Raw genomic sequence first — 18,538 nt, forward strand, 5'->3', positions numbered from 1 at the left:
ACCGGTGCCCGGTCCGTACGGAGCCTGGAGGGGGAGCGGCTCGGGGGGACTGACCGCTCCCCCGGCGGAGTCCCACAACCGGCGCCGCGTCGGGGGAAGCCGCAGCGACCGGTCCCACAGCGGGGAGCTCCGGATCCACGCACCGGGGATTCCTGCCAGATCCTCGGTACGTCCTCCATCCTGCCGCCCGGCCCGCGACGGGGCATCCGGAGAAAGGCCCCACTCGCGGGGACCTTCGTCCCGCCGGCCGAACGCGTCGCACACTTGATAGCCCGTCCGGGTGGATAAGCTGCCCCCTGCAGGCCGCTCGGGGACCGGATGACGGCGGCCCACGGCTGGGAGGCAGGTCACCCGATGGCGCAGGCGAAGAGGATCGGCATGGCCCTCCTGCTCATCTTCGTGCTCTACTCGATCATCACCTCGCCCTCCCGGTCGGCGGAGCTGGTGCAACTCGGGTTCGAGGGGATCTCGAACGCCGCCAAGGCGGTCGGCACCTTCATGACCGGTCTGATCAAGTGACGGACGGCCCGCGACCGGCCCCGGCGCACCGGCTACGGTGAGCGGGACCCTCTGTCCCCGTCCGCGAGGAGCGGCAATCGTGATCCGCCACCTGGTCCTGTTCAAGCTCAACGAAGGCGTCAGCAAGGACGAAGAGCGCGTGCTCGCCGGCGCCAAGGCCTTCGACGCGCTCGGCGCGGTGATCCCCGAGCTGCGCGAGTGGGAGTGCGGCTGGAACACCACCGAGCGCGACATCGCGTACGACTACGCGATCAACAGCCTGGTCGAGGACCGCGACGCCCTCCAGGCCTACCTGACCCACCCGGACCACCAGGCCGCGGCCGGCCTCTGGCGCGAGTTCGCCACCTGGGTGATCGCCGACATCGAGGTCTGAGCACCCGTCCGGCCCTCGTCCGGCCCCGTCCGGAACCCGTCCGTCCGACCCCGCCCGTCCGGAACCCGCCCCGGACGCGTCCCCCGGACGGACCGCCGCGCCCCGCCCGGCCTCCGGGCGGGGCGCCCTGCTCCGCCCCGGAACGATCCGTGCGGCACTTCGCCGGCCGGCCCGGGAAAGGTTGAACACCCCACCAACACACCTCCGTCGGGTGCTTGCCCGATGTGTGCCCACCTTGTGATGCTATGACCGGTTTTGCCGGACATGGCGAGATACCGAGCCAGCCGCGACACCCGATCCGCAGGGCCCGCCGTTGACGACTTTGGGAGGGGTGAGGTGTCCGTGGACGAAGTGCTGGCTGCGATCACCAGCCCGGCCGGCGAGCTCCGCCCGGACCGGCTGCGCGGCCCCGGCGGCCGCCCCGCCGTGGACGTCCGGACGCTGACCCGGGTGCTGTTCGAACGGCTCGCCGAGCTGCCCCCGGACGCCCCCGAGCGGGAGCGGGTGCGGGCCGCCCTGATCGAGGTGAACATCCCGCTGGTCCGCTATGCGGCCACCCGCTTCCGCAGCCGCAGCGAACCGATGGAGGACGTCGTCCAGGTCGGCACCATCGGCCTGATCAACGCGATCGACCGCTTCGACCCCGGCCGCGGCGTCCAGTTCCCCACCTACGCGCTGCCGACCATCCTGGGCGAGATCAAGCGCTACTTCCGGGACAACGTCCGCACCATGCACGTACCGCGCCGGCTCCAGGAGCTGTGGGTCCAGGTCAGCGGTGCGATGGAGGAGCTGACGGTGCTGCACGGGCGGGTGCCCAAGGTGCCCGAGATCGCCGCCAGCCTGCGGATCCCCGAGGAGGACGTGCGGGCCTGCCTGGACGCCGGGCGGGCCTACAACGCGGCCTCCCTGGAGGCCGCGCAGGAGCACGAGGGCGGGCTCGCTCTGCTCGACCGGCTCGGCTACGAGGACTCCGCGCTGGCCGAGGTCGAGCACCGGGACATGGTCCGCCACCTGCTGGTCCAGCTCCCCGAGCGGGAGCGCCGGATCGTGATGCTGCGGTTCTTCGCCAACCTGACCCAGTCCCAGATCAGCACCGAGCTGGGGATGTCCCAGATGCACGTGTCCCGGCTGCTCTCACGGATCCTGACCAGGCTTCGGACCGGCAACTCCTGGGAAGAGTGAGATTGCAGCCAGTTACCCCGGCGTGACATCTTGCGACGTTCGGGTTTGCCGTGGACCGTGTTCCGGTATGGAGGGGGAAGGCCCTCGCCGGGAACCACCGCGCGACGGCCCCCGTTCAACCGACAGTCACAAGGGGGTGGGTGCATGTCCGGAGAGCTGGGCACTGCGGAGATCCACGCCGGCCGGGCCACCGGCACGGCCGTCGCCGAGGACCTGGTCCCGCTGCAGCGGGTCGAGACGGTCCGGCCACCCGGCCCCGCCGCGGGCACGCAGACGCCGCCCGGCTCCGGGCTGGACACCCGGACGCTCTCCCGCTCGCTGTTCCTGCGGCTGGCCGCGCTGGACCCGGGCAGCGCCGAGCACACCTACGTCCGCGACACCCTGATCGAGCTCAACCTGCCGCTGGTCCGGTACGCCTCGGCGCGCTTCCGCAGCCGCAACGAGCCGATGGAGGACATCGTCCAGGTCGGCACCATCGGCCTGATCAAGGCGATCGACCGCTTCGACCCGGAGCGCGGGGTGGAGTTCCCCACCTTCGCGATGCCCACCGTGGTGGGCGAGATCAAGCGCTTCTTCCGGGACACCAGCTGGTCGGTCCGGGTGCCTCGGCGGCTCCAGGAGCTGCGGCTGGCGCTCACCAAGGCCGGTGACGAGCTCTCCCAGCGGCTGGACCGCTCCCCCACCGTCGCCGAGCTGGCAGCCTGTCTGGGGGTCAGCGAGGAGGACGTGGTCGAGGGCCTCGCGGTCGGCAACGCGTACACCGCCAGCTCGCTGGACTCCAGCACCGGCGAGGAGGACAGCGACGGGCCGCTGGCCGACCGGCTCGGCTACGAAGACCTCGCGCTGGAGGGCGTCGAGTACCGGGAGTCGCTCAAGCCGCTGCTGGCCAAGCTGCCGCCGCGCGAGCGCCGGATCATCATGCTGCGCTTCTTCGGGAACCTGACCCAGTCGCAGATCGGCGAGGAGATCGGGATCTCCCAGATGCACGTCTCCCGGCTGCTCACCCGGACGCTCACCCAGCTGCGCGAGGGGCTGATCAACGAGGGCTGAGCCCGCCACCGGGGGCCGGGCCCCGCCCGGCCCCCGGCCCGTCCAGCAGGTTGGCGCGCAGCCCGGCCAGCACCTCGTCGTCCAGCCCGAGCCCGTCCCGCCAGAACGCGCCGAACCCGCCCCAGCCGGCCTCGACCTCCGCGAAGGCCGCGTCCAGGTAACCGCCGTCGGCCCGGAAGACCGGCAGGAGCAGCTCGGGCTCGCGCATCAGGCCACGGGCGGCGAAGTCGCCCAGCGCCCCGCGCACGACCGGAGCCGAGCGCTCGTTGGTGAGCAGGTAGTCGGCCAGGACGGTCCCGCGGTCCACCCCGAGGGCCGTCAGCAGGAGCGCGGCGGCCCAGCCGGTGCGGTCCTTGCCCGCCGAGCAGTGGAACAGCAGTGGCGGGCCCTGCGGGGCGGCCAGCAGGCGCAGCAGGGCCGCGAAGCGCTCGCGCGCCACCGGATCCGTGACGAACCATCGGTAGAGACCGGCCATCAGGGCGACCGCCCGGCCGTCGCCGAGCAACGCCCGCTGGCGCTGCGGACTTTGGTCGGCCAGCGCGTCGCGGACCAGCAGCGAGATGTCGAAGTCCGCTGCCAGCAGCGGTAAATGATGCAACGTCACACCGCCCGGCAGGCGGTCCAGTCCGGCACCGCGGACCTCGTCCATGCTCCGCAGGTCCACCACGCTGCACAGGCCGAGCGCGCCGAGCGGGCCGAGGTCCTCGGTGGTGACACGGTTCAGGCCATCGCTGCGCAGCGCCACCCCGCGCCGCAGAATCCGCCCGTCAGCCGCGCGGTACCCGCCCAGATCCCGGGCATTCAACGCGCCGCGCAAACCGAGACTGCGTCCGACCAGCGGCGTTCCGGAAGGCTTCGGTGACGCATTCCGTACGCTCAGGAATCCCGCCGGCTCGGTATGCTGATCAACCACGCGAGCGCCTCCATTGCATATTCGGACTGTCACATGGCACAGCGGTGCCCGATATTGCATGAACCTGCCCAACGGGGTGGTGGGATGTGCAAGAGTGTCATGCGCAACGACGACAGTGTAGGTGCCCCGCCCACCCCACCGGGCACACCCTCGGTAACCACGTGTAGCACTCAGCTTCCGGTTTTTCATTTTCAATTCACTATTTGCGCCGCCGGTACGGTTCCGGTCACAATCAGCGCCTTCATGGCTTCGCCATGAACGTTGGTAACAGGTTCGCTGCACTCTCGCCCAATCGGTCCCTCGCACCGCCGTCCCTCGACCAGGATGGGCCCGGGCAGCCTGCTGCCCGCGAACAGCTACACGGGCAGGCGAGCGCCGAGGAGCGCCGCGCCGGCCCCAAGGGGAGGATCACCATGGGTCGAGCGACCCGAAGAGTCGCCGCGTGCGCGGCGGCAGTCCTGCTGGCCAGCGGCTTGCAGACCACCCTGGCCCACGGCGACACCACGCCGCCCAGGATCGACCTCACCGTCCTGGTCGTCGACGACGGCGGCCCGTCCGTCGCCGCCATCACCGCCGAGCTGAAGAGCCAGGGCACGCCCTACAAGGTCGTCAGCCTCAATGACCCCAACCGTCCCGTGATCAACTCCGCTTTCCTGAGCGACACGGTGAACGGCCTGCCCCGCGGGAAGTTCCAGGGCATCGTGCTGCCCAACGAAAACCCCTTCCCCAACAGTGCCGCCGAGATGACGGCGATCGCGAGCTACGAAGCCGCATTCAACGTCCGTCAGATCGACGCGTACACCTGGGCCAACCCCGCGGTGGGTCTGAACTACGCTCAGAATCCCGGATTCGTGGGCACTCTCGACGGATTCCAGGGCGCCACCACCGCGGCCGGCACTTCGGGCCCGTTCGGGTACCTCAAGGGCAGCGTCCCGTTCGAGGACAACGACACGAGCGTCAGCGAGAGCTACGGCTACCTGGCGACCCCGCTCGCCAGCCTGCCGGCCGGCGCCTCGTTCGTCCCGCTGGTCGACGCGCCGATACCCAATGCGACCGCCCGCGGTTCGCTGGTCGGCGAGTACACCCACGACGGCCGCAAGGAACTGGTCGTCACGTTCGTCTACAACCAGTACCAGCAGCAGTACCGGCTGCTGGCCCGCGGCATGGTCGACTGGCTCACCCAGGGCGTCCACCTCGGCTACGACCGCAACTACTTCGCCACCCACGTGGACGACGTCTTCCTGGCCGACGACCGCTGGGACACCACGCTCAAGTGCACCCCCGGCGACGTCACCTGCCCGCCCGGCACCCCGGACACCGCCAGCCCGATCCGGATGACCGTCGACGACGCCGACCACCTCAAGCAGTGGCAGGCCGCCAACAACTTCACCCTGGACATGGTGTTCAACGGTGGCGGCAGCGAGGACTGGAAGGCCGATCACGAGACCACCGCCGACCCCACGGCGGACCGGATGATCGCCGACCAGAGCAGCTACCGGTGGGTCAACCACACCTACACCCACCCGTACCTGGGCTGCGTCCAGAACGTCACCGTGGTGCCGTGGGTCTGCTCCAAGAACAGCGCGGGCGGCACCGTCTGGGTCGACCAGAACACCATCTCCACCCAGATCAAGAACAACGCCGACTGGGCCACCGCGCGCGGCCTCCAGTTCGACGCGCAGACCCTGGTCACCGGTGAGCACTCCGGTCTGCTGACCGCCCCGCAGGAGACCAGCGACAACCCGTACCTGGCCCCGGCGCTGGTCGCCAACGGCATCAAGTTCACCGCCAGCGACGCCTCCCGCGAGACCGGCCAGCGGACCGTCGGCTCGTCCGTGCTGACCGTGCCGCGGTACCCGATGAACGTCTTCTACAACGCCGCGACGGCGAAGGAGGAGACCGACGAGTACAACTGGATCTACACCAGCAAGGCCAACGGCGGCAGCGGCGTCTGCGAGAACAACGCCAACTCGACCTGCCTGCCGCAGCCGCTCGACGTCAACACCGGCTACCAGTCGTACATCGTGCCGCTGGAGGCCCGGATCGACCTCGGCCACGTGCTGAACAACGACCCGCGGCCGCACTTCGTGCACCAGTCGAACCTGTCCGAGGACCGCATCCTGTACCCGGTGCTGGAGAAGATCCTCGGCACCTACCGCTCGCTGCACGCGGACAGCGCCCCGATCGTGAACCTGAGCCAGCGCGAGATCGGGCAGGAGTTCCAGCGCCGCGCGGCCTGGAACAACGCGGTCGCCGCCGGCCAGGTCACCGCCTACCGGGTCGGCAACACCATCACCGTGAACGCGCCGTCCGGCGTTCAGGTCCAGGCCACCATGCCGACCGGAACTGCTCAGAAGCTGGCCATCGGAACGGGCGGGTTCGGTTCGTCCTACGCCGGTACGCTCTCGGGTTGGGTGTCCCCGGGCGCGCTGCAGAGCAGCGTCACCCTGCAGCTGCCGTCCGCGCCGGCCGCCCCGGCCGCCGTCGCCCCGAGCGTCGCGGCCAAGTCCGTCCCGGCCCCGGTGCCGGCGGACAAGAAGGTCGTGCCGCAGGGCGTCGCGACCCCCGTCCCGGTGGGCCCGAGCGACACCACGCGCAAGCCCGCCCCGTCCCTGGTCCCGGGTAGCGGAACCCCGGTGCCGGGCAAGGACGTCACCGCTGGCACCATCGGTCAGGGCGGCGACGGCCACCACGGCAACACCGCTGCGACGAAGAACGGCAAGCCGTCTGGGGGGACGGCCACGCCGAGCAGCACCACCGGACGCTCCGGCAACCGGTAACCGGTACGATCCGCCGCCGGCGGGGTCGGGCCGGTCACCCGGCCTGACCCCGCCACGGCTCCCGTTCCGGCCATCCAGGCCGGAACCGACGCAAGAACAGGAGGGGGGACAGGAATGCGCGTCACCCTGCTCACCGAGGGGACGTATCCGCACCAGCACGGCGGCGTGAGCGTCTGGTGCGACCAGCTCGTTCAAGGCATGCCGGACGTCGAGTTCGACGTCATCGCCGTCACCGGAACCGGGCACGAACCACTGGCCTGGGAGCTGCCCGCCAACGTGCGGTCGGTCACCACCGCACCGCTGTGGGGGCCGGCCTCGGAAGGCCGACCGCCCCGTGGCAAGGAGATGCGGCGCTTCCTCAACGCGTACGAGCGCTTCCTGCACTCCATCCTCGATCCGGTGTACACCACCCACTTCGGCACCGAGCTGTACAACTTCGCCGACCTCGCCCGGCACGGGCTGCTCAGCCCGGCGCTGCGCAGCGAGCGCGCGCTGCGCACCCTCCAGCACGTCTGGACCCGCGACTACCTGCCGACCGCCGTCTCCCGGCCCACCCTGCACGACGCCCTGAACGCCACCGACCTGCTGGAGCACGCCCTGCGGCCGCTCTCGGTCGAGCCGCCGAAGGACGGCGTCGCGCACGCGGCCAGTGGCGGGCTCGCCACCCTGCCCGGGCTGATCGCCGCCCAGCAGTACGGCGTACCGTTTCTGCTCACCGAGCACGGCATCTACCTGCGCGAGCGCTACCTCGGCTACCGCACCGGCCCGTACCGCTGGCCGGTCAAGGCACTGCTGCTCGGCTTCTACCGGATGCTCGCCGAGGAGAGCTACCGGCAGGCCGCGCTGGTCACCCCCGGCAACCGGTACAACCGGCGCTGGGAGGAGCGCGGCGGCACGCCGTCCTCGCACATCCGCACCGTCTACAACGGGGTGGACCCGGCCGCCTTCCCGCCGGCCGGTCCCGAGCCCGAGACGCCGACCCTCAGCTGGGCCGGCCGGGTCGACCCGATCAAGGACCTGGAGACGCTGATCCAGGCCTTCGCCATCGTGCAGCGCGAGATCCCCGAGGCGCGGCTGCGGCTCTTCGGCGGCACTCCCAAGGGCGGCGAGGCGTACCGGGACCGCTGCATAGCCCTGGCCGCCGAGCTCGGCATAGCCGAGTCGGTGGCCTTCGAGGGCCGCGTCGCCGACATCACCGACGCGTACGCGGCGGGCAACGTGGTCATGCTCTCCAGCATCAGCGAGGGCTTCCCGTTCACCCTGATCGAAGCGATGTCCTGCGGCCGCGCGACCGTCTCCACCGACGTCGGCGGCGTGCGCGAGGCCGTCGGCGACACCGGACTGGTCGTCCCGCCGCGCGAGCCCGAGCCGATGGCGGCCGCCGCGATCGAGCTGCTGCGCGACGCCGAACGGCGCGCCCGGCTCGGCGAGGGCGCCCGGCTGCGGGTGATCGAGCAGTTCACCCTCCGCCAGAACATCGACGGCTTCCGCGGGATCTACACCGAACTCCTGGGCACCGCCCGCTGGATGCCCGGCGGCATGGTCGCCGTCACCGACCAGGTCCCCAGCCCCGACTGGGACCAGCAGCTGGCCTCCGCCGCCCGCCCCGAGCCGAGCGAGGTCGGAGCGTGAACCGGCGTCCGGAGCACCCCCGGCCGGCGGCCGGGGGAGAGAGAACCATGGAGAAGCGCGTGTCCCGCGAAGCGGCCGCCGAGCACAACGAGGTCGGAGCATGAGCGGTCCATTGCGACTGGTTCCGGACGAAGCCGGACCCGAGCACACCATGCAGCTGCGCACCCTGCCGCTCAAGCGCCGCCGCCCCGCCCCGCCGGAGCAGGAGCCGGAGCCCGAGGAGTCGCTCTACCTCTCCGCGGACCCGCTGGACGAACTCGCCGAGCGCCTGCGCGACGTCTGCGCCGACGCCGTCCACCCGTACGAGATCGCGGCCTTCCTGGAGTCCGACGGCCTCTCGGACGAGCAGGCCGCCCTGCTGTACGGCCGCCCCGACGCGTTCACCGTCGCCGAGGAGCTGTTCGAGAAGGTCCAGCGCCGCTACCCCGGCCCGAGCTCCGAGTTCGCCAACCCCTGGCGGGCCGATCCCTGGCGCTGCGTGGTGCGCGGCCTGGTGTTCGCCCTGCCGGGGCTCGGCTACCTGCTCGGCGCCAGCCTGTTCGCGACCACCCGGATGCGCTTCGGCCTGCCCTCGGGCATGCTCGCGCTGTCCGTCGCCACGCTGGTCAGCTGGGGCTTCAACCAGGCGCTGGCGCACCGCTCGTACCGCTGGCTGGGCCGGATGCGCCGCCGCGAGGCCGCGGTCTGCCTGGCCGTCGGCGCCCCGGTCGGCGCGCTGGTCGCGTCCGCCGCCGCGTACGTGGTCGGCGGGCCGCTCGGCGCGCTGTCCTTCGCCGCCGGACAGTCCTGCTACCTGGGCGCGGCCACCGTGCTGCTGGTGCTCGGGCGGGAGAAGTTCCTGCTGCTGGCACTGGCCCCGGCCTCGGTCGGCGCGGGCGTGGTGCTGGCGGTGGACGTTCCGCAGCTGGTCCGTACGGTCGTGCTGCTCGCCTCGGTGGCGCTGGCGGTCGGACTGGCCGCCCGGGAGCTGCTGGTCTGCATCCGCGGCGGCGAGCGCGAGTCCGTGGAGCTGAGGCTGCCGGTCCGCCAGGAGGTCCCGCACCTGCTGTTCGGCCTGGCCTGCGGCGCGCTCACGCTGATCGCCGGCCTCGGCGGGACCATCCACCAGGCCGTGCAGTCCGGCGGCCACCCCGCGCAGGAGACCTCGACCACCCCGACCGGACCGGCCATGATCGCGCTGACGCTCAGCCTGGGCCTCGCCGAGTGGCTGCTCTTCCGCTACCGCGCACTGGCGGTCGCCGCACTGCGCACCAGCCACACCAGCGGCCAGTTCTCCCGCCGCACCGGCGCGATCCTGCTCGGCTGCCTGTTCATCTACCTCACCACCGTGGCCGCGCTGGACGCCGCCGCGACCGTGCTGTGGCCCGGCGCCCCCGCGCTCGGCGTGCCGCAGCTCGGCGCGATGCTGCTCCTCGGCGGCTCGCTCTGGCTGGCGCTGCTGCTGAACGCCTTCGGGTTCAGCTGGAGCACCGCCCTCGTCTGTCTGGCCGCCGCGGTCGCCGAGAGCGCCGGGCTGCTGACAGGTGCGGACCCGATCGTCCTGCAGCTGATCGGCTGCGGGGCGGCCGCCGGTGTCCTCACCGCACTCGCCGGGCCCGCGCTCGGCCGCACCACCCAACACCGCTGAACACATCGAATATCCCGCACGCCTCCATTCGCGTGCACCGCCGTACCCGTTTCACCTGAGACACCCACCGGGCCTGCGGCGGCCGGCCACCGCAGCGCGTCCGGCCGCCCCGGCAGATCGAGAAAGCGAAATCCGCATGAGCAGCGTCGCGGTTACCGGAGCCGAGGGCTTCATCGGCTCCCACCTCGTCGAGACCCTGGTCGCCGACGGGCACCACGTCCGCGCGATGGTCCAGTACAACTCCTTCTCGTCCTTCGGCTGGCTGGAGACCCTGTCCGAGGAGGTGCTGGACTCGGTCGAGATCGTCCTCGGCGACGTCCGGGACCCGGGCTCGGTCAACGGCCTGGTCAAGGGCACCGAGGCGGTCTACCACCTGGCCGCCCTGATCGCGATCCCGTACTCGTACCGTGCCCCCCACTCGTACGTCGACACCAACGTCACCGGCACCCTGAACGTGCTGGAGGCGGTGCGCCACCTGGAGATCCCCCGCCTGGTGCACACCTCCACCAGCGAGACCTACGGCACCGCGCAGACCGTGCCGATCACCGAGGACCACCCGATCAACACCCAGTCCCCGTACGCCGCCTCCAAGGCCGGCGGGGACCGGCTGGCCGACAGCTACCACGCCAGCTTCGAGACCCCGGTCGTCACCCTGCGCCCGTTCAACACCTTCGGCCCGCGCCAGTCGATGCGCGCCGTCATCCCGACCGTGATCGCCCAGGTCGCGGCCGGCCAGACCGAGATCACCCTCGGCGACCTGCGCCCGACCCGCGACTTCACGTTCGTCAAGGACACCGCCAACGCCTTCCGCACGGTGGGCACCGCGCCCGCCGAGTCGGTGGTCGGCCGGACCTTCAACGCCGGCACCGGCGGCGAGATCTCGGTCGGCGACCTGGTCACGCTGGTCGGCAAGCTGATGGGCGTGGACCTGGTGGTGAAGGAGGACGAGCAGCGCATCCGTCCGACCAACTCCGAGGTCATGCGCCTGGTCGCGGACGCGACCCGGCTGCGCCGGGCCACCGGCTGGGCCCCCGGCTTCAGCCTGGAGCAGGGCCTGGAGCAGACCATCGAGTTCTTCCGCGACCCAGCCAACCTGGCCCGCTACAAGACCGACATCTACAACGTCTGACCCGCCGTAACCGATCTTGCTCGTCCTGGTAACCAAGGTTCGTGTCCTGCACATCCTTTCCGTGGGGGAAACACCATGCACGCAGTGATCCTGGCCGGCGGTAAGGGCGTCCGTCTCCGCCCGTACACCACCGCGCTTCCCAAGCCGCTCGTCCCGATCGGCGACCAGCACGCGATCCTGGAGATCGTGATGCGCCAGCTCGCCGCCGCGGGCTTCCAGAGCGTCACCCTGGCCATCGGCCACCTCGGCCACATCATCCGCGCCTACGTCGGCAACGGCTCCCAGTGGGGCCTGCGGGTCGGCTACGCCGTCGAGGACAGCCCACTCGGCACCATGGGCCCGCTGCTCACCATGCAGGATCGCCTGCCCGAGCACTTCCTGGTGATGAACGGCGACATCCTGACCGACCTGGACTTCGCCGGGGTGCTCAAGCACCACGAGGCGTCCGGTGCCCCGCTGACCATTGCCACCTACGCCCGTCAGGTCAAGATCGACTTCGGTGTCCTGACCGCCGCCGAGGGCACCATCACCGGCTTCCAGGAGAAGCCCAGCATCGACTACCGCGTCTCGATGGGCGTGTACGGCGTCTCCCGCTCGGCGCTCGCCAAGTACACCCCCGGCCTGCCGCTGGGCTTCGACGAGCTGGTGCTGGACCTGCTGGCCGCCGGGACCCCGCCGTCCGCGTACGAGTTCGGCGGCTACTGGCTGGACATCGGCCGACCCGACGACTACGACCGGGCCAACGCCGAGTTCTCGACCATCCGCCCGGTCCTGATGCCCTTCGAGTCGACCGCCACCACGCCGAGCGTCGCGGAACTGCCGATCCCGGCCGCCCGCACCGCCCCGGACGACGAGCACGCCGAGCCCGCCACCGCGGGCGCCGAGAGCGACGGACGGGCCGCGTGAGAATTCTGCTCCTCGGCGGCGACGGCTTCCTCGGCCGTCACGCCACCGCCGTCCTGCGGTCACTGCCCGGTGCCACCGTGCTGACCGCGGGGCGGCGGCCCGCCCACGATCTCCGGCTGGACCTGGCCACCGCCCAGGCCGGCCCGCTCGGCGAGGAACTGTCCGCGCTGGCCCCCGACGCGGTGGTCAACTTCGCCGGCGCGGTGGCCGGCAGCGCGGTCAAGCTCGCCGAGGTGAACGCCCGCGGCCCGGCGGTGCTCTGCGAGGCGCTCTCCCTCGGCGCCCCGAAGGCCCGCCTGGTGCACATCGGTTCGGCCGGCGAGTACGGCGTCTGCGGGCAGGGCGAGTCCCTGACCGAGGACGCCGACGCGCGCCCGGTCGGCGTGTACGGCGCGACCAAGCTGGCCGGCTCCCTCGCGGTGGCCGGCTCGCCGCTGGACGCCGTGGTGCTGCGAGTGTTCAACCCGGTCGGCCCCGGCGCCCCGGCGGGTTCGCTGCCCGGCCGGCTGGCCGCCGAGCTGCGCCGGGTGGCGCCCGAGGGCGCCGACGGCGTGATCACGGTCGGCGACCTCTCCGCCTACCGCGACTTCGTCGACGCCCGGGACGTGGCCGGGGCGGTCGGCCTGGCCGTCACCGCCGAACGTCCGCTGCCCCGGGTGCTCAACCTGGCCTCCGGCCGGGCCCGGCAGGTCCGGGCGATCGCCGACGGGCTGGTCGCCGCGGCCGGCTTCACCGGACGGATCGACGAGAGCGGGGCGGGCTCCGAACGCTCGGCCGCGGTCTCCTGGCAGCAGGCCGACGTGTCGGCCGCCGCCCGGGAGCTCGGCTGGCGGCCGGAGACGGACCTCGCCGACACCCTGCGCGACCTGTGGCTCGGCACCGCCGGGCCCACGCCCGACCCGGTGGTCGCATGACCACCGGGCAGACCCCCGACGGCCGCCTGCTGGTGCCGCTGTACGTCCACCCCGCGGTGGACCCGGCGGCCTGGCAGGCGGTCGCCGCCGCCGACCCCGCCCGGATCGCCGCCGTCGTCCTCAACCTCGCCGACGGTCCGGGCGAGGTCCCGGACCACGTCTTCGCCGAGGCGGCCGACCGGCTGCGCTCCGCCGGACTGCCGCTGGTCGGCTACACCGACACCGACTACGGCCGCCGGCCGCACGCGGCCGTGGTGGCCGACATCCTGACCTACCGTCAGCGCCACGGCATCACCGGCGTCTACTTCGACCAGGTCACCACCCACCCGGGCGCGCTCGCGCACTACCGTCGGCTGGCCACGGCCGCCCGCGCGGCCGGCTGCGGCACCGTGGTGTTCGGCCACGGCGAGCACCCGGACCCGGGCTACGCCGAGGTCGGCCTGGCCGACCTGCTGGTGACCTTCGAGGGCGACTGGGACGCCTACCGCGACATGACGCTGCCGCTGTGGACCGGCCGGCACGCGGCCTCCCGCTTCTGCCACCTGGTCTACGACGTCCCGACCGAGAACGCCCAGGACGCCGCCGCCCTGATCGCCGCCCGGCGAGCCGGCGTCGGCTGCGCCGTACCGGGAGCCGGGGAGAACCCCTGGCGCACCCTGCCGTACGGCCTGAACGCCGCTGAACTGACCTGACCCGACCCGGAGTTCGACTACCGTGAACCGTCGCAACCGGCTGCTTCCGGCCACCCTGGCCCTCGCCACCGCAACCGCCCTGCTGGTCAGCTCGTGCAGCAGCTCGGGATCGGAGGACGACCAGGACTCGGCCGACGGCACCCCGAGCAACTCCCCCGCGGCCACCGCGCCGAGCACCCCCGGCACCCCCGACACCCCCGACGCGGCCACCACCGCCCCGGACACCCCGACCCCCGGGCCCACCACCCCGGGTGCCGGCGCGCCGGCCCCGGGCACGCCCGCCGGCAGCCCGCCGCCCGGCACCCCTCCGGGCACCGGCACCCCGCCGGGCAACCCGGCACCGCCACCGGCCGGCGCCCGCTGGCAGCCCACCCCCGGCCTGGCCTGGCAGTGGCAACTCGGCGGCGCCGTCGACCAGTCGGTGGACGTCCCGGTCTACGACATCGACGGCTTCGAGAACGACGCCTCGGTGGTGGCCGCGCTGCACGCCAAGGGCCGCAAGGTGATCTGCTACATCAACGCCGGCTCCTGGGAGAACTTCCGCCCCGACTCCGCCGCCTTCGCCAAGTCCCTCCAGGGCTCGGACACCGGCTGGAAGGGCGAGAAGTGGTTCGACATCCGCAAGCTCGACCAGCTGAGGCCGCTGATGGCCGCCCGCTTCGACATGTGCCGGAGCAAGGGCTTCGACGCCATCGAGCCGGACACCATCGAGGCCTACAACCAGAACAGCGGCTTCCCGCTGACCGCCGACGACCAGCTCAAGTACAACCGGATGCTGGCGCAGCTCGCCCACGAACGCGGCCTGGCCATCGGCCTGAAGAACGACCTGGACCAGATCCCGGCGCTGCTCGCGGACTTCGACTTCGCGGTCAACGAGGAGTGCTCGCAGTTCGACGAGTGCGACCGCGTCGCCCCCTTCGTCAAGGCGGGCAAGGCGGTCTTCCACGTCGAGTACAAGCTCGACACGGACCGGTTCTGCGGCAAGGCCAAGTCGCTGGGGTTCAGCTCGATGCGCAAGAAGCTCGAACTGGACGCCTGGCGCAAGCCCTGCTGAGGAGCTCGACTCCCGTCGCGCGGGTGACCCGGACGAGGGTCACCCGCGCGAGGGTCACTTGACCGCCAGCCAGATCACGCCGCCCAGGGCGACCAGCACGACGACGGCGATCAGCGCGATCACGCCGGTGCGGCTGCCGCTCTTGCTGCTGCCGTAGGTGGAAACGTTGCCCGGGGCCTGGGGCGCCGGGCTCTCGTCGACGAACGCCCGGAACATCTGGGTGCTGCCGGCGGGGTCGTAGTCGTTGTCAGCCATGGCACGGACTCTAACGAATCCGCCCACCTCGGGCACACCCCGGACCCCCGTCGCGCGGAACACACCACCCCCACGCGCGACAGCGGTACAACGGCTCCGTGAAGACCGCGCGGTTCACGGAATGCCCAGCCGCGCAATCCGGTTGACTTCTCCCATGACCGGAAACCACAGCCGGGTCCGTCTCGGCACCTCCGACCTGTCCGTCTTCCCGCTCTCCCTCGGTGGCAACGTCTTCGGATGGACGGCCGACGAACAGCAGTCCTTCGCCGTCCTGGACGCCTACGCGGCAGCCGGCGGCAACTTCGTCGACACCGCCGACGTCTACTCCGCCTGGGCCCCGGGCAACACCGGCGGCGAGTCCGAGACCGTCCTCGGCAACTGGCTGCGCAGCCGCGGCAACCGCGAGGACATCGTGATCGCCACCAAGGTCGGCATGCACGCCGAGCGCAGCGGCCTCGGCGCCGCCAACGTCAAGGCCGCGGCCGAGGACTCGCTGCGCCGCCTGGGGGTCGAGCGGATCGACCTGTACTACACCCACCGGGACGACGACACCCCGGTCGAGGAGTTCGTCACCGCGCTGGACGAGCTGGTCCGCGAGGGCAAGGTCCGGGCGGTCGCCGCCTCCAACATCTCCGCCGAGCGGCTCACCGAGTCGCTGGCCTTCGCCGAGCGCGAGGGCCTGGCGAAGTACGTCGCCGTCCAGCCGCACTACAACCTGGTCTCGCGCGGCACCTTCGAGGGCCCGCTGGCCGACGTGGTCGCCGAGCACGGTCTGGCCACCGTCCCGTACTACGCGCTGGCCTCCGGTTTCCTGACCGGCAAGTACCGTCCCGGGGTCGACGGCGTGGACAGCGCCCGCGCCGAGGGCGCCGCCCGCTACCTGGCCGAGCCGCGCGGCCCCAAGGTGCTGGAGGCGCTGGACTCCGTCGCCGCGGAGCTGGAGGTGGAGCTCGCCTCCGTCGCCCTGGCCTGGCTCGCCGCCCGTCCGACGGTCGCCGCCCCGATCGCCAGCGCCCGCACGGTCGAGCAGCTCCCGCCGCTGCTGGCCGGCGCCACCCTGGAGCTCACCCCGGAGCAGACCGCCCTGCTGGACGCCGCCTCCGCCTGAGCCGGCCCGGCGCCACGGCTGCTCCGCCCCGCAGCCGCCCTGCACACGGTCCGGGCCCCGACAGCGGCGCGCTGTCGGGGCCCGGCTCGGGTTCCGCGGCTACGGCCGCCCGAAGTGGGTCGGGTAGTAGCCCGGGCTGAGGGCCGAGATCCGGACGGTCGTCCCCGGCCGGGGCGCTTCCACGAAGGTGCCGCCGCCCAGGTAGATCCCCACGTGGTGGATCCCCGAGGCCCGGCCGCTGTCGGACCAGAACACCAGGTCGCCGCGGCGCAGTTGCCCGGCGCTGATCGGCGTGGTCGCCGCGTACTGGTCGTCGGCCACCCGCGGCAGGCTGATCCCCGCGCGCCGGTAGGCCTGCTGGACCAGCCCCGAACAGTCGTAGCCGGACGGGCCGTTGCCGCCCCAGACGTACGGCTTGCCCAGTTGGGCGAGCGCGTAGTCGATGGCCGCCTCCATGCTTCCGGGGGCCGGCGAGGACTTGGCCGACGGACGGCTCGCGGGGGGCGCGGGCTGCGCGGGGGCCTGGGCCGAGCCGCCGGACTGCCCGGTGCGGCTCGTGTAGACGTCGTAGTGGCTGGTCCAACGCCACTCGCCGCTGCCGTTCTTGAACCAGTACTTCGATCCGTCCCAGCCCTGGCGCATCCCGGCGGAGGAGGCCGAACCGTTGGAGGCGGCCTGGGCGGCGCCGGCCCGGGCCGAAGCGCCGGCCGAGCCGCCGGACTGCCCGGTGCGGCTCGCGTAGACGTCGTAGTGGCTGGTCCAACGCCACTCGCCGCTGCCGCTCTTGAACCAGTACTTCGACCCGTCCCAGCCCTGCTTCCCGGCCGCGGCGTGCGCGGATCCGGCGCCGGCCGTCAGGCCGACGACGCCGGCGCCCGCCAGCACGGTGGTGGCCAGACAGGTGCTCCGTACGGCCCGGTGTATTCGGCTGCCGCCGGCCGCCGCCGCGGAGCGGGCGGTGCGCGGCCGGACGACGCAGTTCGGGCAGCCGCAGCCAGCGATCGCGGGGATGCTGCCGAGTCGCTCCTCGAAGCCGATCAGACCGGGATCACCGTCGGGGCCGCCCGAGCCGATGGTGACGGCGGGTTCGGCGTACGCGCCGGTGGCTATCCTCATGCGGGTCGTCCTTCCTTCCGCCCGGCGCGGGCGGCCGGGGACGGTACCGAGGCGGCCACTCCGGCCGGGGCGACGAAGGCGACCAGCAGCTGTTCCATCAGCGCGCTGCGGGCGGCCTCGTCCAGTTCGTGCGCGGTCGCCCGCTCCAGACGGCGGACGGCGAGCGCCGCCGCCTCCACCGCGTCGTCCACCAGCACCGTGCGCAGGCCCGCGTCCAGGTCGGCCAGCCGGCGCCGGCGCATCGACTCGGCCACCTCGGGCGCGTACTCCAGGGCCAGCGGCTGCACCGAGTAGACCTCCAGACCGGCCGGGGCCGCCTCGGCCGCCAGCGCCCTGGTCATCTCGTCGGCGAACCACTGCCCGTCACGCAGCGCGGGACCGGGGGCCGCGTTGCTGTCGCACGGCAGGGTGGACGCGGTGCGGGTGAGCACCGCCTGGACCTGCTCGCGCAGGTAGCTCTCGTGGTCCTCGATCGCCAGCAGCGCCCGCGCGGTGTCCTTGACCCGCCAGACGATCAGCAGCCGGACCACGATCGGCGTGCCGGTGCGGTCCACCACCTTGACCGGCTCGCTGCGCCAGTGCCGCAGCCGCACGTCCACCCGACGACGGCGCAGCAGCGGGTTGACCCAGACCAGGCCGGCCCGGCGGACGGTGCCCCGGTAGCGGCCCCAGCGGGTCAGCACCCGGGTCTCGCCGCCCGCGTTGGCCAGTAGCCCGGCGAGCGCGAGCACCACCAGCAGGCCGGCCGCGGCCGCCGCGACGATCCACTGCGCGTCCACCTCCACCCGGCCGCTCTCCCGGGCGGCGGTGCCGCGCAGGTCGGGGAGCGCGTCCCAGTACGGGATGACGCCGGTGCGCAGCAGCACGAACAGCACACCGGCCACGCCGATCAGCACGGCCAGCAGGGCGATCCAGCCGGGCAGCGCGGCGGCGCGGTGCTCGCGCAGCGCCTGGTCGGCGCGCGGCGGGCGCCGGGAGGTGGTGGCGGTCGCGGTTCCGGCCGCCGTGGCGTCCAGCAGCTCGACGGTCTCGGGGGCGGCCGTCTCCAGCGGGTCGCGCCGGTCCGCCGGGCCGGCCTGCGCGGGGCTCGGGACGACGGCCAGCGGGGTGGTCGCCGGCCCGCTGTCGGCCGGGCCGTCCGCCGTGACGGTCCTGATGGCCGTGGTTCTGGCCAGCGAGCTGGAGCCGGAGGCGGAACGTTCCGGCACTGCCGGCGGAAGCACCCTGGGCAGATTGTCGGGTCGCTGCGAAGAATCGCGGGTGACGTCCATGCACGGATCCTCTGGGT

General features: G+C 72.6%; 16 protein-coding genes and 1 pseudogene. 13 read left to right on the forward strand and 4 right to left on the reverse strand.

Annotated elements, in window-relative coordinates; all coding sequences use genetic code 11:
• Positions 1–378 precede the first annotated feature (378 nt).
• The 4 genes from ACWGJO_RS07885 (at position 379) to ACWGJO_RS07900 (ending at position 3,124) form a co-directional block, all read left to right on the forward strand.
• Positions 379–519: a hypothetical protein gene (locus ACWGJO_RS07885; RefSeq protein WP_359913966.1), complete on the forward strand. Its 141-nt coding sequence runs from the start codon at positions 379–381 to the stop codon at positions 517–519.
• Positions 520–598: 79 nt separating this feature from the next.
• A complete protein-coding gene (locus tag ACWGJO_RS07890) occupies positions 599–892 on the forward strand; it encodes a Dabb family protein (protein WP_360351558.1) in 294 nt (97 codons plus the stop codon).
• A gap of 264 nt (positions 893–1,156) precedes the next feature.
• Positions 1,157–2,074, forward strand: a complete 918-nt coding sequence (locus ACWGJO_RS07895) for an RNA polymerase sigma factor SigF (protein WP_380358919.1) — start codon at positions 1,157–1,159, stop codon at positions 2,072–2,074.
• Between the two features lie 144 nt (positions 2,075–2,218).
• Positions 2,219–3,124 (forward strand): RNA polymerase sigma factor SigF, encoded by a 906-nt coding sequence (locus tag ACWGJO_RS07900; RefSeq protein WP_380550902.1) that lies wholly within the window; start codon positions 2,219–2,221, stop codon positions 3,122–3,124.
• Here the strand turns inward: ACWGJO_RS07900 and ACWGJO_RS07905 are convergent.
• A complete protein-coding gene (locus tag ACWGJO_RS07905) occupies positions 3,111–4,226 on the reverse strand; it encodes a tyrosine-protein phosphatase (protein WP_452182650.1) in 1,116 nt (371 codons plus the stop codon). The two genes, ACWGJO_RS07900 and ACWGJO_RS07905, sit on opposite strands and share 14 nt — an antisense overlap.
• Positions 4,227–4,450: 224 nt before the next feature.
• On the opposite strand from ACWGJO_RS07905, the gene ACWGJO_RS07910 reads away from it, so the two are divergent.
• From ACWGJO_RS07910 to ACWGJO_RS07945, 8 genes and pseudogenes are all read left to right on the forward strand, one after another.
• A complete protein-coding gene (locus ACWGJO_RS07910; protein ID WP_452182651.1) occupies positions 4,451–6,817 on the forward strand; it encodes a hypothetical protein in 2,367 nt (788 codons plus the stop codon).
• 114 nt (positions 6,818–6,931) lie between these two features.
• Entirely contained in the window at positions 6,932–8,449 is a 1,518-nt protein-coding gene (gene pelF, locus ACWGJO_RS07915; RefSeq protein WP_380547474.1) for a GT4 family glycosyltransferase PelF, read from the forward strand.
• A gap of 100 nt (positions 8,450–8,549) precedes the next feature.
• Complete coding sequence (locus ACWGJO_RS07920) at positions 8,550–10,076, forward strand: hypothetical protein (RefSeq protein ID WP_452182652.1); 1,527 nt, start codon at positions 8,550–8,552, stop codon at positions 10,074–10,076.
• Between the two features lie 136 nt (positions 10,077–10,212).
• Positions 10,213–11,205 carry an SDR family NAD(P)-dependent oxidoreductase gene (locus tag ACWGJO_RS07925; RefSeq protein WP_380547479.1) on the forward strand — a complete coding sequence of 331 codons (993 nt, stop codon included), beginning with the start codon at positions 10,213–10,215 and terminating at the stop codon, positions 11,203–11,205.
• 75 nt (positions 11,206–11,280) lie between these two features.
• A pseudogene (locus ACWGJO_RS07930) lies at positions 11,281–11,982 on the forward strand (nucleotidyltransferase family protein); the annotation flags it as partial.
• 125 nt (positions 11,983–12,107) lie between these two features.
• Entirely contained in the window at positions 12,108–13,025 is a 918-nt protein-coding gene (locus tag ACWGJO_RS07935; protein WP_380630565.1) for an NAD-dependent epimerase/dehydratase family protein, read from the forward strand.
• Positions 13,022–13,717, forward strand: a complete 696-nt coding sequence (locus tag ACWGJO_RS07940) for a spherulation-specific family 4 protein (protein ID WP_452182653.1) — start codon at positions 13,022–13,024, stop codon at positions 13,715–13,717. Before ACWGJO_RS07935 ends, ACWGJO_RS07940 begins: the two co-directional genes overlap by 4 nt.
• 22 nt (positions 13,718–13,739) lie before the next feature.
• Positions 13,740–14,771: an endo alpha-1,4 polygalactosaminidase gene (locus ACWGJO_RS07945; protein WP_452182654.1), complete on the forward strand. Its 1,032-nt coding sequence runs from the start codon at positions 13,740–13,742 to the stop codon at positions 14,769–14,771.
• 54 nt (positions 14,772–14,825) lie between these two features.
• Here the strand turns inward: ACWGJO_RS07945 and ACWGJO_RS07950 are convergent, their stop codons facing one another.
• On the reverse strand, positions 14,826–15,026 hold the full coding sequence (locus tag ACWGJO_RS07950) for a hypothetical protein (RefSeq protein WP_359913925.1): 201 nt from the start codon (positions 15,024–15,026) through the stop codon (positions 14,826–14,828).
• A gap of 154 nt (positions 15,027–15,180) precedes the next feature.
• On the opposite strand from ACWGJO_RS07950, the gene ACWGJO_RS07955 reads away from it, so the two are divergent.
• Positions 15,181–16,134 (forward strand): aldo/keto reductase, encoded by a 954-nt coding sequence (locus ACWGJO_RS07955; RefSeq protein ID WP_452182656.1) that lies wholly within the window; start codon positions 15,181–15,183, stop codon positions 16,132–16,134.
• Positions 16,135–16,233: 99 nt separating this feature from the next.
• On the opposite strand, the gene ACWGJO_RS07960 is transcribed toward ACWGJO_RS07955, so the two are convergent.
• Together ACWGJO_RS07960 and ACWGJO_RS07965 are read right to left on the reverse strand one after the other, a co-directional pair.
• Positions 16,234–17,250: a C40 family peptidase gene (locus ACWGJO_RS07960; RefSeq protein WP_452182657.1), complete on the reverse strand. Its 1,017-nt coding sequence runs from the start codon at positions 17,248–17,250 to the stop codon at positions 16,234–16,236.
• On the reverse strand, positions 17,247–18,458 hold the full coding sequence (locus tag ACWGJO_RS07965) for an SPFH domain-containing protein (RefSeq protein ID WP_452182659.1): 1,212 nt from the start codon (positions 18,456–18,458) through the stop codon (positions 17,247–17,249). The genes ACWGJO_RS07960 and ACWGJO_RS07965 overlap by 4 nt, the downstream gene beginning before the upstream one ends.
• Positions 18,459–18,538: the final 80 nt, after the last annotated feature.

This window comes from Kitasatospora sp. NPDC054795 (genome assembly GCF_053611565.1).